This window comes from Streptomyces sp. NPDC002125, from assembly GCF_053593715.1.
This window is the reverse complement of sequence record NZ_JBSFDD010000007.1, coordinates 71,048-87,029: the sequence shown is the minus strand read 5'-3', so window position 1 is coordinate 87,029 and position 15,982 is coordinate 71,048. Positions and strand designations below refer to the sequence as shown.

General features: G+C 72.3%; 12 protein-coding genes. 7 read left to right on the top strand and 5 right to left on the bottom strand.

All coding sequences use genetic code 11. The features are described from left to right. Nucleotides 1-35 precede the first annotated feature (35 nt). Complete coding sequence (locus tag ACWCQM_RS14565) at nucleotides 36-839, top strand: MBL fold metallo-hydrolase (RefSeq protein ID WP_450915638.1); 804 nt, start codon at nucleotides 36-38, stop codon at nucleotides 837-839. Between the two features lie 115 nt (nucleotides 840-954). After that, nucleotides 955-1,821 (top strand): phosphotransferase enzyme family protein, encoded by an 867-nt coding sequence (locus tag ACWCQM_RS14560; RefSeq protein WP_450915637.1) that lies wholly within the window; start codon nucleotides 955-957, stop codon nucleotides 1,819-1,821. 61 nt (nucleotides 1,822-1,882) lie between these two features. On the opposite strand, the gene ACWCQM_RS14555 is transcribed toward ACWCQM_RS14560, so the two are convergent. Both ACWCQM_RS14555 and ACWCQM_RS14550 read right to left on the bottom strand, forming a co-directional pair. Further along, nucleotides 1,883-2,614, bottom strand: coding sequence for an exonuclease domain-containing protein (locus ACWCQM_RS14555; protein ID WP_450915636.1), 732 nt, complete (start codon nucleotides 2,612-2,614; stop codon nucleotides 1,883-1,885). Nucleotides 2,615-2,692: 78 nt separating this feature from the next. Beyond that, nucleotides 2,693-3,925, bottom strand: a complete 1,233-nt coding sequence (locus ACWCQM_RS14550) for an SAV2148 family HEPN domain-containing protein (protein ID WP_267080469.1) — start codon at nucleotides 3,923-3,925, stop codon at nucleotides 2,693-2,695. A 378-nt stretch (nucleotides 3,926-4,303) separates the two neighbouring features. Between ACWCQM_RS14550 and glgX the strand changes: the two genes are divergently transcribed. Together glgX and treY are read left to right on the top strand one after the other, a co-directional pair. Beyond that, entirely contained in the window at nucleotides 4,304-6,460 is a 2,157-nt protein-coding gene (glgX, locus tag ACWCQM_RS14545; RefSeq protein WP_450915635.1) for a glycogen debranching protein GlgX, read from the top strand. A gap of 97 nt (nucleotides 6,461-6,557) precedes the next feature. Further along, entirely contained in the window at nucleotides 6,558-8,948 is a 2,391-nt protein-coding gene (gene treY, locus ACWCQM_RS14540) for a malto-oligosyltrehalose synthase (protein WP_450915634.1), read from the top strand. Between the two features lie 29 nt (nucleotides 8,949-8,977). Here the strand turns inward: treY and ACWCQM_RS14535 are convergent, their stop codons facing one another. After that, nucleotides 8,978-9,634 (bottom strand): TetR/AcrR family transcriptional regulator, encoded by a 657-nt coding sequence (locus ACWCQM_RS14535; RefSeq protein WP_450915633.1) that lies wholly within the window; start codon nucleotides 9,632-9,634, stop codon nucleotides 8,978-8,980. Between the two features lie 210 nt (nucleotides 9,635-9,844). On the opposite strand from ACWCQM_RS14535, the gene ACWCQM_RS14530 reads away from it, so the two are divergent. After that, on the top strand, nucleotides 9,845-11,743 hold the full coding sequence (locus ACWCQM_RS14530; RefSeq protein WP_450915632.1) for an RICIN domain-containing protein: 1,899 nt from the start codon (nucleotides 9,845-9,847) through the stop codon (nucleotides 11,741-11,743). A gap of 72 nt (nucleotides 11,744-11,815) precedes the next feature. On the opposite strand, the gene ACWCQM_RS14525 is transcribed toward ACWCQM_RS14530, so the two are convergent. Then, nucleotides 11,816-12,382, bottom strand: a complete 567-nt coding sequence (locus ACWCQM_RS14525; protein ID WP_450915631.1) for a DUF1707 and FHA domain-containing protein — start codon at nucleotides 12,380-12,382, stop codon at nucleotides 11,816-11,818. 164 nt (nucleotides 12,383-12,546) lie between these two features. Here ACWCQM_RS14525 and ACWCQM_RS14520 point away from each other — a divergent pair, with 164 nt between their 5' ends. Next, the gene (locus tag ACWCQM_RS14520) at nucleotides 12,547-13,506 is read left to right on the top strand and encodes a GNAT family N-acetyltransferase (RefSeq protein WP_450915630.1); all 960 of its coding nucleotides are present in this window, start codon (nucleotides 12,547-12,549) and stop codon (nucleotides 13,504-13,506) included. Between the two features lie 185 nt (nucleotides 13,507-13,691). After that, nucleotides 13,692-14,603, top strand: coding sequence for a GNAT family N-acetyltransferase (locus ACWCQM_RS14515; protein ID WP_450915629.1), 912 nt, complete (start codon nucleotides 13,692-13,694; stop codon nucleotides 14,601-14,603). Here ACWCQM_RS14515 and ACWCQM_RS14510 read toward each other — a convergent pair. Further along, a complete protein-coding gene (locus ACWCQM_RS14510; RefSeq protein WP_450915628.1) occupies nucleotides 14,575-15,945 on the bottom strand; it encodes a GH1 family beta-glucosidase in 1,371 nt (456 codons plus the stop codon). The genes ACWCQM_RS14515 and ACWCQM_RS14510 overlap by 29 nt on opposite strands. Nucleotides 15,946-15,982: the final 37 nt, after the last annotated feature.

The following is a 15,982-nucleotide window of genomic DNA, read 5'->3' as shown; positions in this document are numbered from 1 at the left end:
GTCGTGAGCTCCCGGCCGGTGGCACCATCTGCGGGATGCCCCCTTCCCTCCAGGTCGGCCCTTGCACCGTCATCGCGCTCGCCGACGGCGCGGGCCCCTTCTTCTCCCCCAGGGCGGAGGCGTTCCCCGGCGCCACCGCCGAGCAGTGGGCGGCAGCGGACCAGCTCGATCCCGGCGCGCTCGACGCCGACGGGCGCTGGCTGCTCCGGTTCCGCGCCTTCGCCATCCGCAGTGACCGCGGAGTGACGCTGGTCGATGCGGGGATCGGCCCGGCGGACAGCCCGGCGGCCTCCTGGGCACCCGTGCCCGGGGCGCTCCCGGCCTCGCTGGCCGCCGCCGGTATCGACCCGTCCGATGTGGACACGGTGGTGCTCACGCACCTCCACACCGACCATGTGGGCTGGGCCGTCGTCGGCGGCGAGCGGGCCCGGCCGTTCTTCCCGAACGCCGAGTACCTGCTGCAGCAGGCCGAGCTCGACGCGATCGAGGGGATCAACCCGCAGCTGCTGTCCTCGGTGATCGACCCGCTCCGCACGACCGGTCAGCTACGGACGCTCAAGGGCACGGCCTCGCTGCGCGGCGGCGAGCGCATCCTCCCCACGCCCGGTCACACGCCCGGCCACCAGAGCGTGCTCGTCACCGCCGGAGACGAAACGGTCGCCGTCACCGGTGATCTGCTCGTGCACGCGATCCAGTTGCTCCACCCCGCACTCGCCTACGCCCACGAGATGGACGCCGAACAGGCGAGGTCCTCCAGGGAACGGGTGCTCGACGACCGGGCCGCCGGCACCCTCCATCTCGCGACGCCACACCTGACCGAGCCGTTCATCGCCCGCTGACCCGGCCGGTGCGGCCGGCCCGTGCAGCCGGCGGGCTCCAGGCCCGGCAGGCCCGCCCGCCCGCCGAGGTGGTGCCCGCGGTGGAGGTGGCCTGGGGGGATGAGAAAATCGGGCCATGGACGACAAGCGTGCGCGCGAGGTACTGACCGCCGCCGGGCTGCCCGGCGGCTCGGAGCTCCTCGCGCTGGGCGAGAACGCGGTGTTCGCTGTCGGCGACCTGGTGGCCAAGGTCGGCCGGGACGCCACGCACCACCCGGAGCTGCGGGAGCGGGCCGAGCGCGAGGTGGCCGTCGCCCGGTGGCTCGCCGCGTCGGGTGTGCCCGCCGTACGGGCCGCGGAGGCCGAGGCACGGCTGGTGGAGGGCCACCCGGTGACCCTGTGGCACCGGCTGCCCGATGCCGTGCGCCCGACCGAGCCGCGCGACCTGGCCCCGCTGCTCACCCAGATCCACGCGCTGCCCGCCCCCGTCGGCTTCACGCTGCCGCGCCGCGAGTTGCTCGGCGGTGTCGAGCGCTGGCTGCGGCTCGCGGGCGACGCCATCGATCCCGCCGACGCCGACTATCTGCGCGGCCGGCGCGACGGCTTCGCGAAGGCCGCGGCGGAACTGTCCCCGCATCTGCCGCCGGGGCCGATCCACGGCGACGCGCTCCCCCGCAACGTCCACGTCGGCCCGGACGGACCGGTCCTGGTGGACCTGGAGACCTTCTCCGCCGATCTGCGCGAGCACGACCTGGTCGTCCTCGCCCTCTCCCGCGACCGGTACGGGCTGCCCGTCGAGGCCTACGAGGCCTTCACCGACGCGTACGGCTGGGACGTCCGCGCCTGGGAGGGCTGCACGGTGCTGCGGGGCGCCCGCGAGACGGCCAGCTGCGCCTGGGTCTCCCAGCACGCGCCGGGGAACCCCAAGGCACTGGCGGAATTCCGCCGCAGGGTGGCGTCACTGCGCGAGGACGACCCCGAGGTGCGCTGGTACCCCTTCTGAGCGAGGCACGGCCACCGGGCACTGCACCCGCCCCGGCCCGCGTGTGCCGGAGTACCGCGATTCAGGAGGCGCTGACCGCGGCCGGCTCGCGCAGCGGCCAGCGGCCGTCGATCACGGCGTCCGCCGTGCCCTTGCGGCGAAGGAACTTCTGGAAGTCGGCGGCCCAGTCCGCGTACCACTCGATCTGACGCTCGTGCAGGTCGGTGGTCTCCAGGGCGGCGACCGAGCCGTGCCGGTCCGCTATCGCGTATGCCACGCGCACCGCGGCCAGCGCGTCGGCGGCGGCGTCATGGGCCCCGCCGTGCACCACGCCGTACTCCACACAGACCGCCTCCAGGGTGCGCTTGCCCTTGCGGTAGCGGTCGACGGCCCGGTCGATGGTGTACGGGTCGATGACGGGGCCGACTCCCCTGCCGTCCAGCCGGTCGCTCAGGGACGGCAGCCCGTGGCGGCTCAGCTCCGCCGAGAGCAGGGTCAGATCGAACGCCGCGTTGTACGCCACGACGGGCACGCCCTCGCGCCAGTACTCCACGAGGGTGGCGGCGATCTCGTCGGCCACCTCGCGGGCAGGGCGGCCCTCCGCCGCGGCCCGCTCACTGCTGATGCCGTGGATCGCGGAGGCCTGTGCGGGAATCCGGATGCCGGGGTCCGCGAGCCAGGTGCCGCTGCGGACCGGCTGGCCGTGCCTGCTGTCCACCGCGATGACCGCGGCGGTGACGATCCGGGCCTCCAGCGGTTCCGTGCCGGTCGTCTCCAGGTCGAAGCCGACCAGGCGCTCCTGATGCCAGCTCATCCCGTACCTCCTCCTGTGGTGCCTTCCCCCAAGTGATGACCACCTTCGCACGCACCACTGACAACCCGGGAAGGGGTGTCAGGAGACGGGCCTGGAGTCCGTCCACACCGACTCGAACTCCTCGCGGTACGTCTCGAAGAGTCCGTGCTCGCTGTCCTGTCCCGCCCTGACCACCGAGCGCCCGCCGCCGCGCAGCACCAGCACGGGCGCCTCCATGCCGCGTGCGCGCCGCAGATAGGGCTGGACGACCCCCACGGCGTCGGGCCCGTCGCCGTCCACCAGATAGGCCGTGAAACGCGGCGTCTCGTCGAAGACGTGGATCTGGAAGGCGCCCGGGTCGCGGAGCTTGGAGCGCACCCGGCGCATATGGAGGATGTTCATCTCCACGGACCGGCTCAGTTCGCCCTTCTTGAGGCCCAGTTCGCGCTCCCTGCGCTTGACCGCGCTGCTCGCCGGGTTGATGAACAGCAGCCGCACCCGGCAGCCCGACTCGGCGAGGCGCACCAGCCGGCGCCCGGAGAAGTTCTGTGTGAGGAGGTTGAGCCCTATGCCGATCGCGTCCAGCCGGCGCGCCCCGCCGAACAGGTCCTCGGCGGGCAGCTGCCGCTGGAGCCGCACCCGGTCGGGGTGGACGGAGACGACGTCGGCGTAGCGGTCGCCGACCAGCTCCTCGACGGCGTCCACGGGCAGCCGGTCGGCGGACGGGACCGCTGCGCCGCTGCCGAGGATCTCCAGGAGCCGGGCGGACGCCCGCTCGGCCTGCGCGAGCACCGCCTCGTTGAGCGCGCGGTTGCGGGAGACGACGTTGCGCGCCACCTCCAGCTCGTCGAGCGCGAGCTCCACCTCGCGGCGGTCGTCGAAGTACGGCTCGAAGCACGGCCAGTGCTGGACCATCAGCTCGCGCAGCTGGGGCAGGGTCAGGAAGCTCAGGACGTTGTCGTCGGCCGGGTCGAGCAGATAGCCCTTGCGGCGCGAGACCTCCCGGACCGCGACGGCGCGCTGCACCCACTCCTGCCCGGCGGGCCCCGCGGCGGCGACCACCCAGTCCTCGCCGTGCACCGGCTCGTAGATCGGCCGGATGACGGCGGAGACCACGGCGCGCAGCCGCTGTTCCACCAGATTCAGCCAGATGTACGCGCGCCCGGCGCGCTGGGCGCGCGTACGCACCTCGTTCCAGGCGTCCGCTCCCCAGTCCAGCTCGGCGCCGATCTCCATGGGCTGCGCGAGGGAGACCGCCCCCGGCGGGGCATCGGTCGACTCCCCCTCGTGACCTGCGTCACCTGGGGGCAGCTCGAACCCTCCCGAGCTCACCCGCGTACCGCCTTCCCATCCCCCACCAACGATCAAGGAAGGGTACTCCGGGAGCGGGAGGCGTGCAGCCGGATGCGCGAGCTCCTTTCTCAACTCCCCTATGGTGAAGGCCCGTTCCTTGCGGTGAGATCGGGTGGAGTGAGATGGTTCATAGTGATTGCGCACCCTCTCGCATGCCGCATACCGGACGGAGGAGCTGCCCGGCGGCCCGGGCCCCCTGTCCGGGCGACACCGACGTGTCCCAGGTTGACCGGCCCCGCGGGATCACCCGACGGGACCCGGCCGCACCGGGCGACGTCCTAGGCACAGGACCGTCTTTCGGGGAGTATCGGGGCGAAAACCCCCAGCACCCGGATCAGAAGTGGAAGAGTCCTATCTATGCAGGTCTGGCCGGGACACGCGTATCCCCTCGGCGCCACCTACGACGGCGCAGGAACCAACTTCGCGGTCTTCTCGGAGGCCGCCGACCGAATCGAGTTGTGCCTGCTGCACGACGACGGTTCAGAAACGGCGGTGGAGCTCCGTGAGACCGACGCCTTCGTGCGGCACGCCTATCTGCCCGGGGTGATGCCGGGGCAGCGCTACGGCTTCCGGGTGCACGGTCCGTACGAGCCGGGGCGCGGACAGCGCTGCAATTCGGCGAAGCTGCTCCTCGATCCCTACGCACGCGCGATCTCGGGGCAGATCCAGTGGGGCGAGGCGGTGTACGGCTATCCGTTCGGCAAGCCGGACGAGCGCAACGACCTCGACTCGGCGCCGCACATGATGAGCTCGGTCGTGGTGAATCCGTACTTCGACTGGGGCGACGACCGCCGGCCGCGTACGGACTACCACCGCACGGTGATCTACGAGGCCCATGTGAAGGGCCTGACGATGCTTCACCCGGGCCTCCCCGAGGAGCTCCGCGGCACCTACGCCGGCCTGGCGCACCCGGAGATCATCGCCCATCTGACGGAGCTGGGCGTCACCGCGATCGAGCTGATGCCGGTGCACCAGTTCGTCCAGGACCACCGGCTGGCCGACGCCGGCCTGGCCAACTACTGGGGTTACAACACCATCGGCTTCTTCGCCCCGCACAACGCGTACGCCTCCTGGGGCGACCGCGGTGAGCAGGTGCTGGAGTTCAAGCAGGCGGTCAAGGCGCTCCACCAGGCGGGGATCGAGGTGATCCTCGACGTGGTCTACAACCACACGGCGGAGGGCAACCACCTGGGTCCGACGCTCTCGTTCCGGGGCCTGGACAACGCCTCGTACTACCGTCTGGCCGACGACCAGAAGTACTACATGGACACCACCGGCACGGGGAACTCCCTGCTGATGCGGTCCCCGCACGTCCTGCAACTGATCATGGACTCCCTGCGGTACTGGGTGACCGAGATGCATGTGGACGGCTTCCGCTTCGACCTCGCGGCCACGCTCGCACGCCAGTTCCACGAGGTGGACCGGCTGTCCTCCTTCTTCGACCTGGTGCAGCAGGACCCGGTGGTCAGCCAGGTGAAGCTGATCGCCGAGCCCTGGGACGTGGGCGAGGGCGGCTACCAGGTGGGGAACTTCCCGCCGCTGTGGACCGAGTGGAACGGCAAGTACCGGGACACGGTGCGGGACCTGTGGCGGGGCGAGCCCCGGACGCTGGCGGAGTTCGCCGGCCGGCTCACGGGCTCCTCCGACCTCTACCAGGACGACGGCAGGCGCCCGCTGGCCTCGATCAACTTCACCACGTGCCACGACGGCTTCACGCTCCACGACCTCGTCTCGTACAACGACAAGCGCAACGACGCCAACGGCGAGGGCAACCGCGACGGCGAGAGCCACAACCGCTCGTGGAACTGCGGGGTGGAGGGTGAGACCGAGGACAAGGAGGTCCTGGAGCTGCGCAGCCGTCAGATGCGCAACTTCATCGCCACGCTGATGCTCTCCCAGGGCGTGCCGATGCTGAGCCACGGCGACGAGTTCGCGCGGACCCAGCGGGGCAACAACAACGGCTACTGCCAGGACAACGAGCTCTCCTGGGTCCACTGGCCCGACCCGGCCGCCGCCACGCGCGGCGAGGACGGCGACGCGGACGGCGCGCGCACGGACACGAGCCTGCTGGAGTTCACCCGGGCGATGGTCTGGCTCCGTCGCGACCACCCGGTCTTCCGGCGCAGGCGCTTCTTCCACGGCCGCCCGGTGGAGGGGACGCACGACGAGCTGTCCGACATCGCGTGGTTCACCCCCAGGGGTGAGGAGATGACCCAGCGGGACTGGCAGGCCGCGCACGCCAAGGCCATGACGGTCTTCCTCAACGGCCACGCCATCTCCGAGCCGGGGCCGCGCGGTGAGCGGATCGCCGACGACTCGTTCCTGCTCATGTTCAACGCGGGCGCCGAGACGCTGGAATTCGCCGTCCCGACGAACCACGGCAAGCAGTGGCAGGTCGTCGTGGACACGGCGATCCCGGACGGGGTGCCGCCGGGCGCGGGCCCGAAGGTGTCGGCGGGCGAGCGGGTGACGCTGGTGGGGCGCAGTCTGACGGTGCTGAAGCGCCCGGCGTAGGCCATTGGGGTGTCCGGTGCGGGGTGGAGGGCCTCCCGGGGGCACCGGGCGGGGCAGAAGGTGGGAGAGAGCCGCCCGGCTGGGTACGTACGAGTCCATGACGCCCACCGCCACGTACCGGCTGCAACTGCAGCCGGGCTTCCCGTTCGCCGCCGCCGCGGACGCCGTGCCGTATCTCGCCGAGCTCGGCGTCTCCCATCTGCATCTGTCGCCCGTCCTGGAGGCCGTGCCCGGCTCGGGGCACGGTTACGACGTCGTCGACCACACCCGGGTGCGGGCCGAGTTCGGCGGCGAGGAGGGGCTGCGGGAGCTGGCCGCCACGGCACGGGCGCACGGCCTCGGGCTGATCCTGGACATCGTGCCGAACCACATGGCCGCCGCTCCCCGGCACAACCTGCCGCTGTGGGAGGTCCTGCGCGAGGGTCCGGAGTCCCCGTACGCCCGTTGGTTCGACATCGACTGGGCGGCCGGCGGCGGGAAGGTGCTGCTGCCGGTGCTCGGCGGGCGCGTCGGCGAGGAGAGCGGCAGCTTCGAGGTGGCGGCCAGGGACGACGGCACGCCCGTGCTCCGCTACGGGGATCTGGAGTTCCCGGTGCGCGAGGGCACGGCGGGCCTTCCCCTGCCCGAGCTGCTGGCCGCGCAGCACTACCGTCTGGCCTGGTGGCGTCTGGCCAGGACCGAGCTGAACTACCGCCGGTTCTTCACCATCTCCGATCTGATCGGCGTCCGGGTGGAGCATCCGGAGGTCTTCACCGCCACCCACGCCAAGATCCTCGAACTGGTCGGCGACGGGGTCCTCGACGGGCTGCGCATCGACCACCCGGACGGGCTGGCGGACCCCGCCGCCTATCTCGGGCGGCTCGGCGAGGCCACCGGCGGGCGGTGGACGGTGGTCGAGAAGATCCTCACCGGCGCCGAGGCCCTTCCGGCGGGCTGGGCGGTCGCGGGCACCACCGGTTACGACGCGCTGCACCGGATCGACGGGCTGTTCACGGACCCGATGGGCGCGGCGGACCTGCTCGGCCGCTACCGGGACTTCGCGGGGCCGCCCGGGGACCGCGGGGGCTACTGGACCGCGACCGTCCGGCGCGCGGCGTACCGGGTGGTCACCCATGAGCTGGCCGCCGAGACGGAGTGGCTGACGCGTCTCGCGGTCGAGGCGTGCGCCGGTGATCCGGCGCTGCACGACCACGCGCCGTGGGCACTGCACACGGCGGTGCGCGAGCTGCTCGTACGGGTCCCGGTCTACCGGCCGTACGTCACGGCGGGCGGTCCGCTCACGGAGATCGCCGAGTCCACCCTCCCGGCCGAGGCGGTGCGCGACGCCAAGGCGGTCTTCCCGGTCGCCGAGGAGGCGCGGGCCGTCGACGTGGTGCGGGATCTGGCGCTGGGCCGGCTCGGGGACGGGCCGGAGCACGCGGCGTTCTGCGCGCGGTTCGCGCAGACGGCGTCCGCGCTGCACGCCAAGTCGGTGGAGGACACGGCGTTCTACCGCTATGTCCCGCTGATCTCGGCGACGGAGGTCGGGGGCGACCCCGGGCAGCCGGCGGTGAGCCCGGAGGAGTTCCACGCCTTCTGCGCCCGTATCGCCCGGGACTGGCCGGCCACCGGGACGGTGCTGACCACGCACGACACCAAGCGCAGCGGGGACGTACGGGCCAGGATCGCGGTCCTGTCGGAGTGCCCCGAGCAGTGGTCCGCCCTGGTGGCACGGCTGGCCAGGGCCGGGGCCGCGCCCGCGCCCGATCCCCAGCTGGCCTGGCAGGCCTGGCAGTCGGCGTACGGCTGTGCGAGCCTGCCCGCCGGTGAGATGGCGGGCAGGCTGGAGCCGGCGCTGCTGAAGTCCGTGCGCGAGGCCGGCCTGTTCACCAGCTGGACCGAGCCGGACCCGGTGTACGAGCGGGCGGTGACCGACTTCGTGGCGGCGGGTCCCGGCAGTGACGCGGGCGAGGCCAGGGCGATGATGACGCGGTTCGCGGACACGCTCGCCCCCTTCGTGCGGGCCAATGTGCTGGGGGCCGCGCTGGTGCATCTGACCATGCCCGGCGTGCCCGATCTGTACCAGGGCACGGAGCGGGAGTACATCGCCCTGGTCGACCCGGACAACCGGCGGCCGTTCAGCAGGCCCCCGGCCGACGGGGACGAGAAGGCCGCGCTCACGAGGGCGGCGCTGCGCCTGCGCCGGGAGCGCCCGGAGCTCTTCGGCGAGTCGGGGACGTACGCCCCGCTGGCGGCGCGCGGCCCGGCGGCGTCGCACTGCGTGGCCTTCTGCCGGTCCGGTGAGGTGGTCACGGCGGTGACCCGGCTGGCGCTGCGGCTCGACGAGGAGGGGGGCTGGCGCGACACCGGGCTGGATCTTCCCGACGACGGCCCGTGGACCGATCTCCTCGCGCCCGGACGGGAGTTCACGGGGCCCCGGGTGGGCCTGGCGTCCCTGTTCGCCGACCGGCCGGTGGCGCTGCTCGTGCGGGCCGGCGCGGGGCGGTGACGGGGCGCGGGTGAGCCCCGCACGGCGGTTCAGCTCCCGGCGTGTCCGAAGCGGTCCGGTGCGAGCGTGGCCAGCAGCGCGTTGACCACGAGGTCGGTGGAGGCCGCCATGTCCACGGCCTCGGGGTCCAGCAGCCACTGCACCTGAAGGCCGTCCATGACCGCGATGACGGCGTTGGCCGCGGTCTCGGCCTGCTCCGCGCGGTCGGCGGGCAGGTCGCAGGCCTCGCGCAGGGCGTCGGCCACGAAGGCGCGCAGTCCGCTGTACCGGTCACGGAAGTAGGTCTGGGCGGGGTGGCTCTCGGTGACGGACTCGGCCGACAGCACGGCGTACAGCCGGACGATGCCTTCCCGTTCGGCGTTGCGGAGCGCGGTGTCCACCAGGTGGCTCAGGAAGGCGAGTCCGCGGGGCCGGTCGGATCCCAGCTGTTCGATGTCCGTCTGGTCGCGCAGCTCCAGGACGCTGGTGAGCAGGAGCGCCTTGGAGCGGAAGTAGTGCAGGACGCCCGCCTGGGTCAGACCCGCCTGCTCCGCGATCTCCGCGAGCGAGGCGTTGTTGTAGCCGCGGGCTCCGAAGGTGTCCATGGCGATGTGCAGGATGCGCTGCTGTCGCTGCTTGGCCTCCGCGCTGCGCGGGGTGCGGGGCCGGGTTCTGTGGGCGGGTGTACCCGCTGAAGGGTTGCTCACCCACGCAGCCTAGTCCCGCCCACCCGCACGGCAGCCGGTCCCTCCACACCTCTTCATGGATGTGACTCACATCACTTACTAACCACTCAGTGGGTGTGTTTTCATGTCGGCGTCAATTGAACTCCCCCACTCCTCGCGCCAGTTGACCGACCACGGCGAGCTCGGAGCCGGCCGCACCACCCGCACTGGTACGAACCGAAGGAGCCGCACATGTCATCTCCCCGTCCCGCCCGCAGACGGCTGACCGGAGCCGCGGGCGCCGCCCTGGCCCTGGCCGTCGCCGGCTTCGGCCTCTCCGGCACGGGCGCCGCCGGCGCCGCCGAACCCACGGCCCAGGTCTGGATCACCACCCCGGACGGCGGCAGGAAGCTGGCGGCCGACGGCAGCCTCCCCTTCACCGCCGCGCCCCAGGCCATCGACATACGCGTCGACGGCGCCGCCAGGAGCCAGAAGTTCACCGGTGCCGGAGCCTCGGTGACCGGGGCCTCCGCCCACCTCGTCCAGGGCCTTCCGCAGGACCGGCGCGACGCCCTGATGAGATCGCTGTTCTCCACCGCCGGGGACGGCATCGGCCTCACCTACCTGCGCCAGCCGCTGGGCGACTCCGACTTCAACGCGGCCGGCGGCTTCCACAGCTACGAGGACACCCGCGGAGCGTTCTCCGTCAACCGGGACAGGAGCGAGATCATCCCGGTCCTGAAGCAGGCCCTCGGCGTCAGCCCCGGCATCCGCTTCATGGGCTCGCCCTGGTCGGCGCCCGCGTGGATGAAGACCAACAACTCGCTCGTCGGCGGCAGCCTGAAGACGGAGAACCACCAGGACTACGCCGACTACCTGGTCAAGGCGATCCGGGCGTACGGGCAGGAGGGCATCACGCTGACCGACCTCACCGCCCAGAACGAGCCGGAGTTCGCGGCGAGCTACCCCTCGATGACCATGACGTCGGGGCAGCAGGCGGAGTTCCTCAAGGTCCTCGACCGTACGCTGACCGCCGCCGGCCTCCCCACCAACCTGCTGGCCTACGACCACAACTGGGACCACCCGAACTATCCGGTCGAGGTCTTCGCCGGCACCCGGGGCATCGACCGGGTGATCGGCGCGGCCTTCCACTGCTACGGCGGAGCCCCCTCGGCCCAGCAGCAGGTCGTCGACGCGGGCAAGCGCGTCTTCTTCACCGAGTGCTCGGGCACCGAGAGCGCCGACCCGTCCGCCACCTTCGCCGACACGCTGCGGTGGCACGCCGAGAACCTCGTCGTGCAGAACATGCGCCACGGTGGTGAGACCGTCGTCAACTGGAACCTCGCCCTCGACGGGAACGGCGGGCCGCACCAGGGCGGTTGCGGTACCCGCTGCAACGGCGTCGTCGACATCACCGGCGGCAACGTCACCCGCAACGCCGAGTACTACGTCCTCGGGCACCTCTCCAAGTTCGTCGGGCGCGGGGCCACCCGCATCGGCTCCACCAGCCAGGGCGCCGGCGGTGTGCAGAACGTCGCCTTCGAGAACCCGGACGGCAGCCGCGCCGCCTATGTCGTCAACACCGCGTCCGGGTCGCGGAGTTTCTCACTGACCGACAACGGCAGGTCCCTCGCCTACACCCTGCCCGCCGGCGCGGTCGCCACGTTCGTCTGGGACGGCACCGGTTCCACCACCGAGCCGCCCGCCGGCTCGATCGACCCGGCCGCCTGGTACCGGGTGAAGAACGGCAACAGCGGCGCCTGCCTGGACGCGGCCGACTGGGGCACCTCCGACGGCACCGCGCTCCAGCAGTGGGCCTGCGGGACCGGCGCCAACCAGAGCTGGCAGTTCCGGCCCACGAGCGACGGCCACTACCAGGTCGTCAACCGGCACAACTCCAAGGCCTGGGACGTCGACGGCGGTACCGGGGCCACCGCGGACGGCACCCGGGTCCATCTGTGGACGTACGTGGGCGGAACCAACCAGCAGTGGAAGCCGGAGGCCCTCGGCACCGGCGGACAGTACCGCTTCACCGCCCGCCACAGCGGCAAGTGCCTGACCGTGGACGGCTCCTCCCGGGCCGACGGGGCGAAGCTCTCGCAGCAGCCGTGCGACGGCTCCGCCGCCCAGGCGTTCACCCTGACCGGCTGACCTGACGTGTGCGGGGCCCGGTCCGCGGCGGACCGGGCCCCGTACGCGTCCGGGCGGAGGCGGGCGCGGTGGTCAGGCCGGCGGGACCGGCAGGGACGTGGTCAGCCGGAAGGTCATCCGGCCGAAGCTCACCTGGTCTCCCTCGCGCACCACGACCGAGCCGACGACCCGCTGGCCGTTGACGCAGGTGCCGTTCGTCGAGCCGAGGTCGCTGAGGATCCACCGGCTGCCGTCGGCGGTCAGTTCGGCGTGCATCCGCGACACCGTCTCGTGGCTGAGCCGGAGGCCGTTGCCGGGGTCGCGGCCGATGCGCAGCGCGTGCGGGCCGGGCAGCGGCAGCAGGAGCCGGGGCAGCCGCTCGGACTGCCAGGCCCTGCGCACCCGGGCCGGAAAGGCGGAGACCCCGCCGACCGCGCGGAACAGTCCGCGCGACCAGCGTCCGCCGGCCTCCAGATCGCTGGTGAGGGCCTTCAGCTCGTCGGACCGGCGTGCGGCGAGGGCGAGTTCCATGCGCCGCAGGAAGGTGTCGTGGGAGAGCTTCCCCTGCGCCGCGCCGTCTCTGAGCACACCGAGAACACGGTCGCGCTCGGCGTCCGAGAGCCGCGCGGGATACGTGTGGTGCTCGAAGGGGGACGTCACAGAACTGATTGTCGGGCCGAGACGCCCGAGGTGTCCAGACGATGCCCGATTCCGGCCGTCCTGACCTGCGCGGGAACGGATAAATACCGTACGGCGGCCGTCGCACGGTTGCTATGGTCGCACGCCGCCGCCCACCGGCCGCGGCACACGAACGAGGAGACTTTGTGACCCTTGCACCATCGGAACTGACCATCCGTCCGCTCACCGGAGCGGACGAACTCGGTCTCTTCTGCGGTCTTTCCTATGTCCTGGACCACGAGCTCGCCGACGACCTGTCCACCGGCCGGCGCATCCCCGGGTGGATGTGGGTGGCGCTGCGCGGCGACCGGGTCGTGGGCCGCCTGTCCTGGTGGACGGGACAGCCCGGTACCGGCCCCCAGGCGCTGGACTTCTTCGACCTGGACGACACGCTCGCGGAGCCCGAGCGTGGTGAGGCCGGTCTGCGCCTGCTGGAGACGGCGACGGCCGCGGTCCTCCCGTCCGGGACCGCACGCCCCGAGTACGGCCGGTTCGTCCCGCCGGACTGGCGCGAGGACCCTGCCGTGCGTGACGCCGTCGAGGCCCGGATACGGGTCATGGAGGCGAGTGGCGCCCGGATGCTCGTCGAGCGGCTCCGCCTGGAGTGGAGGGCGGGCACCCCGGTCCCCGAGGACAACGGCCGGCTGGTGTTCCGGAAGGTCACGGACCGCGAGGACCTCGTCGCGCTGATGACCCCGGTGATGGAGGGCACCCTGGACGCGCACGGCCAGGCCGACCTGGCGTCGGGGCTCGGCACGCGCGCGGCGGCGGAGAAGCACTACGACGAGGAGTTCGCGCTCCTGAAGACGCCTCAGGAGTGGTGGCGCGTCGCGGAGCTCCCCGGCGGCGAACCCGTCGGCTTCGTCATCCCGGCCCGCAACAACTACCACCCGGTGATCGCGTACATCGGGGTGCTGCCCGCGCACCGCGGCAACGGCTATATCGACGACATCCTCGCCGAGGGCACCCGGGTGCTCGCCGCCGAGGGCATGGACCACATCCGGGCCGCGACGGACCTCGGCAACGTCCCGATGGCCAGGGCGTTCGCGCGCCTCGGTTATGTGAACTTCGAGCGGGCCTTCGACATGGTGTGGGACCGGACGTAAAACCGCTGGACCTCCGGTTCCGGGGTCCGTACTCTCCCCGGAGAGAACCGGCCCCGGAGGCGGAAGGAGGCGAGAACACGTGCGTACCCCGTCGTTCCCGCGCTCCCGCCCCGCCCCCGGGGTGGTGTCGGACTCGGTCTGACCGGGAGCGCGCTCCCTGTCACCGAGTCCTGGAGGACACACCCATGACCGTCACGGTCATCCGTTCGCTCACCCCGAGCGACGCCCATCTCTTCCATGCCCTGCCGGGCCCCTTCCTCGTGGGCCGTGCCGCGTTCGGCCACCGCTACGCCACCGTGGACGACGGCGGTGAGTACCGTCCCGACTGGACCTGGGTCGCCCTGCGCGACGGCGTCGTCGTCGCCAGGGCCGCCTGGTGGGGCGGGCCCGAGGACACCGAGCCCGTCCTGCTCAACTACTTCGACTTCGCCGAGGGCGAGGAGGACACCGCGGCCGAGCTGCTGCGCCGCGCCGCGTGGTCCGTGGAGTACGAACTGATCGTGCCGCCGCGCTGGCGGGAGACCCCTGGGGTACGGGCCGCCGCCTCGGCGCGGATCGCGGCGGCCGAGGCGTCAGGGATGAAGCCGCTGGTCGAGCGCTACCGCTACGAGTGGACGCCCGCGGACGGGCTGCCCGAGCCGCCCGGCAGGCTGGAGTTCCGCGAGGAGCCCGACGACGCCGTGATCCTGGACGTGCTGCGCCGGGTCCACTCCGTCACGCTGGACGCCCACGCCCTGCGCACCATCGAGGGTCCGGGCGGTCTGGAGCAGGCCGCCCGGGAGGAGCTGGACTTCTTCAACTGGTGCCCCTCGCCGCGCTCCTGGTGGCAGCTCGCCCACACCCCGGACGGGGCGCTCGCGGGCATCCACATACCCGCGCGCAATCCGGGCGGCCCGTGCATCGGCTTCATCGGGGTCGTCCCCGAGGCGCGCGGCCACGGTTACGGCTACGACCTGCTGGTGGAGTGCACCCGTTTCCTGGCCGCCGAGGGCGCCACGTCCGTCGCGGGCGCGACGGACCGGGGCAATGTGCCGATGGCCGCCGCGTTCGCCCGGGCGGGCCACCGCATCACCCAGGAGCGCGTTCACCTGGTGTGACGCGCTGCGCCCTGATGACGTCGCGGTACCAGCCGTAGGACTCCTTGGGGGTGCGGCGCAGCGTCTCGTAGTCGATGTGGACGAGGCCGAAGCGCTTGCTCGCGCCCTCGGTCCACTCGACGTTGTCGGTCAGTGACCAGGTGAAGTAGCCCCGTACGTCGACGCCCTCGTCGATGGCCTTGCGCAGCGCCTCCAGATGCCCTTCGAGGAAGGCGATGCGCCGGCCGTCGGCGACGGGCTCGTCGACCGCGCAGCCGTTCTCGGTGATGTAGACGGGCGGCAGCCGGTCGCCGAAGCGGTCCCGGAGCTGGCCGAGCGTCTCGCCGAGCCCTTCGGGCACGACGGGCCAGCCGAAGTCGGTGGTGTCGTACCCCTCGATCTCCCGTATGCCGAAGGGGAGTCCGGCGGGCATCGCGTAGCCGGAGAAGGAGTCGAGGGCTCCGGGCCTGGGCGCCCCGACGAGGGTCGGGTTGTAGTAGTTGACGCCGTACCAGTCGAGGGGCGTGGAGATGGTCTTGAGGTCGTCCTCGACCGCGCCCGGCATCAGCGCGGCGAAGCCCTCGTCGGGATAGCGGCCGGTGAGCACCGGGTCGGCGAAGAGCCAGTTGGTCAGGGTGTCGTAGAGCTCGGCGCCGGCGCGGTCCTCGTCGGAGTCCCCCGCCGTCCAGACGGGGCTGTGGGAGAGCGCGATGCCTACGTTGCCCGCGCCCGCCGCGCGCAGCGCCCGTACGGCCAGTCCGTGGGCGAGCAGCTGGTGGTGGGCGGCGGGCAGGGCGTCGAAGAGGAGGGTGCGGCCGGGGGCGTGCTCGCCGAGGGCGTAGCCGAGCATCGTCACCTCGGCCGGTTCGTTGATGGTGATCCACATCGGCACCCGGTCGGCGAGGCGTTCGGCGACGATGCCCGCGTACTCCGCGAAGCGGTAGGCGGTGTCCCGGTTGAGCCAGCCGCCCGCCTCGTCGAGCGGGAGCGGGGTGTCCCAGTGGTAGAGGGTCGGCGCGGGGGTGATGCCGTGGGCGCAGAGCTCGTCGACGAGGCGGTCGTAGAAGTCCAGCCCCGCCGGGTTGAGCGAGCCGCTGCCGCCGGGGACGACGCGGGGCCAGCTGATGGAGAAGCGGAAGGCGTCGGCTCCGAGTCCGGCGAGCAGGGCGACGTCCTCGCGGTAGTGCTCGTGGAAGCCGGTGCCCCGGGTGGTGTCGGTGCCGTCCTTGATCCGGCCGGGCTGTGCGGCGAAGGCGTCCCAGCCGGAGAGCCCCTTGCCGTCGGCGTCGAAGGCCCCTTCCGTCTGGAAGGCGGAGGCGGAGGCTCCCCACAGGAAACCGGGTGGGAACGTCGGCACGGTCATCTCGGCCTCCAGCAGCCGTGGAAGGAACCTCGGTGGT